This window comes from Vibrio sp. Vb0937, assembly GCF_033338855.1.
In genome coordinates this window covers 1-2,518 of record NZ_JAWOTK010000068.1, presented here as the reverse complement: position 1 = coordinate 2,518, position 2,518 = coordinate 1, and the positions used below count along the sequence as shown (strand labels likewise).

The 2,518-nt window shown below is 47.1% G+C and carries 3 protein-coding genes; 2 read left to right on the top strand and 1 reads right to left on the bottom strand.

Going from position 1 to position 2,518, the window contains the following annotated elements; all coding sequences use genetic code 11:
* Both R7P67_RS23085 and R7P67_RS23080 read left to right on the top strand, forming a co-directional pair.
* Positions 1-933: proprotein convertase P-domain-containing protein (locus tag R7P67_RS23085; protein WP_318086106.1), on the top strand; the 933-nt coding region annotated here is incomplete at its 5' end.
* A gap of 12 nt (positions 934-945) precedes the next feature.
* Positions 946-1,401, top strand: coding sequence for a hypothetical protein (locus tag R7P67_RS23080; protein WP_017447452.1), 456 nt, complete (start codon positions 946-948; stop codon positions 1,399-1,401).
* Positions 1,402-1,517: 116 nt separating this feature from the next.
* Here the strand turns inward: R7P67_RS23080 and R7P67_RS23075 are convergent.
* Positions 1,518-2,518, bottom strand: a 1,001-nt coding sequence (locus R7P67_RS23075; RefSeq protein ID WP_318086105.1) for an alkaline phosphatase, incomplete at its 5' end; no start/stop codon positions are given.

Here is a 2,518-nt window from a genome sequence, read left to right as displayed (position 1 = left end):
TGGGTTGCCGCGCCAGCAGGAGAATACGGGCAAGACTTCCCTGCGATGGTCACAACTGACCTGATGGGATGTGAAGAAGGACAAAACACCAGTGACGGCCTTGGTATTAATGGTCTACACGGTGGTACAGAGCTTGACCCGAACTGTAATTATACCAGCACCATGAACGGCACATCATCGGCTGCGCCGAACACTTCTGGTGCAATCGCCGCTATCATGTCAACCAACCACGCTTTATCTGCCCGTGATGTTCGTGCGTTGCTGGCAGAAACCGCACGCGTTACCGATGCCGAGCATCCGGGTGTTCAACTTGAATTTACCAATGATAAAGGCGAGTTGGTGAGCTACGAAGCAATCTCACCTTGGCAGAAAAACGCGGCTGGCGTGAACTTCCATACCTTCTATGGTTTTGGTGCCGTTGATTTGGATGAAGCGATGAAACGCGCTCGCATGACAAATAATGTTCTGCCAGCGCAAATCATCACACCGTGGGCAAACAATGCAACAGAAGTCAGTGTGCCCGATGCAAGCCTTGCTGGTGGTTCGTCAAACATCGCAATTACTGACGACATTACCGTTGAGTCTGTACAGGTACAGCTGACGATAGAACACTCGCGTCTACCTGATTTGGCAATCGAGCTTGTTTCCCCATCAGGCACTCGCTCCGTATTGCAAACACCACGTAACGGCCTTGTTGGTCAGTCTCTTGCTCCAAACATTACGGGTTACGAAAACCAACTGATGTTGTCTAACCAATTCTACGGCGAGAATGCCAAGGGTGAATGGACACTGAGAGCTATCGATACAAACGGTGATGAAGTCTTCTCATTTATCGCTTACTTCAACTCATCCGCTATCTATGATGTACCGATGGCGAACAACGCAAAGCCAGGAGTTATCAAAAACTGGTCTATGCGTATCTTTGGCCACTAAGGAGTCAATCACATGAAATATCAGACATTTTCTATTTTGGCTCTTTCACTAATAGCCAACGCAGCCTATGCCGAAACGCAGTTGTCGCAACAACCAAGTCCCGAGTTGTTTGTTCCTTCTGATGCAGTTGAGGTGAATGGTGAAGCGTATCGTAAAGTGCAAACGAACACAGTGAGCAATCTCTCTGAAGCAGTTAAACTGCAAGCCGGTGACGAGGTGTTTAAGAACGCGTTTGGCAATGTGTCTAAAGCGACGGGACTTATCTACATCACTGTAAACAACGCCGCTGATGCCAAAGCAGTAGCAAAAGAGTTAAAGCTAGACGTTGTGTTTGCAGATGGTGAATCTGCGGTGCTAAAAGCTTCTGAAGGACAAGACTTGCTTAGCATCAGCGATTACTTGAATGCTGACAGTCGCGTCAAAGCGTCTAAAATTGAACTAAACAGCGGTAAATACCGTGCACAATAATTCTCTAGCAAGAGAAGTTGGCTTCTAAAACAATGCCTCAGCAATTGCTGAGGCATTTTCTTTGTTCTTTCGTTTACAGAGTAACTTCTAACTTATCTTCGGCTAAAAAACATCTCTTATTGAAGATAGCCAATCAACTTATTTGCGATATCGGTATTGTTCTGAGAGCCAACGAATGCTTGTGACCCCTTACCATAAGCAAACACCTGAACATCCACCGCGGTGTGCCCTTTTGTCGTCCAACCTGTGAGGCTTTGATCGTTGATTATTGACTTTACGGCTTGATAAAGCGCTTTCGCGGGCTCTTCACTCTTCTTCGCGTCAATGAGGAGCTCAAATTGCACATCTGATAGCGCCCAATCTACTGATTCTGACCACACTTGTTTGATGTCTGAACCCTTTGCAAGTGACGTTGCTAATGGCCACGCCGTTTGATGCACGCCTTTGATCACATCCGTTTTCCAGTCGTATTCTCCATTTGCGCCGATAGTTAAACCTCCCGTGGAGTGATCGGCGGTGACAACGAGCAAAGTGTCAGGATGAGCATCAACATACGCCTTGGCTAAAGCAATCGACTTAGCAAAATCATCCATTTCTGCCATCGCGCATGCTATGTCATTCGCATGACCGCACCAGTCGATTTGGCTTCCTTCGATCATAACGAAAAAGCCATGCTCTGAGCGCGACAATAACGACAGCGCCTTGTTCGTCATCTTCTCGAGTCGGTTGGGATTCTCATCCAAAGCAAACGGAAATGCTTTGTCGGCAAACAACCCAATCGCAGGCAATGTTTGCAACGAAGGCAAGGTATCAAAATCCGTTAGGTAGTGATAATCCTGCGTTTTAAATTCTTCAATCAGGTTTCTGTCTTCACGCTCAAAGTATCGAACACCACCACCAAGTAACAGATCGACGGGCAGCTTTCCATTTACTTTGTTATCCAAGTAATCGTCTGCTATCTGATCATAATTACGACGAGATTCGTTGTGCGCGGCAAAGCTTGCGGGCGTCGCGTGGTTAACTTGCGAAGTCGCCACTAGAGCGGTTGTCATGCCCTGCTCTTTCGCTACTTCCAACATTGTTTTAACTGGCTTTTTATGGGTATCGACAGCGACGG

Coding starts and splice junctions, on each gene's coding strand:
- R7P67_RS23080 (WP_017447452.1), top strand. CDS start 946: ATGAAATATCAGACATTTTCTATTTTGGCTCTTTCACTAATAGCCAAC.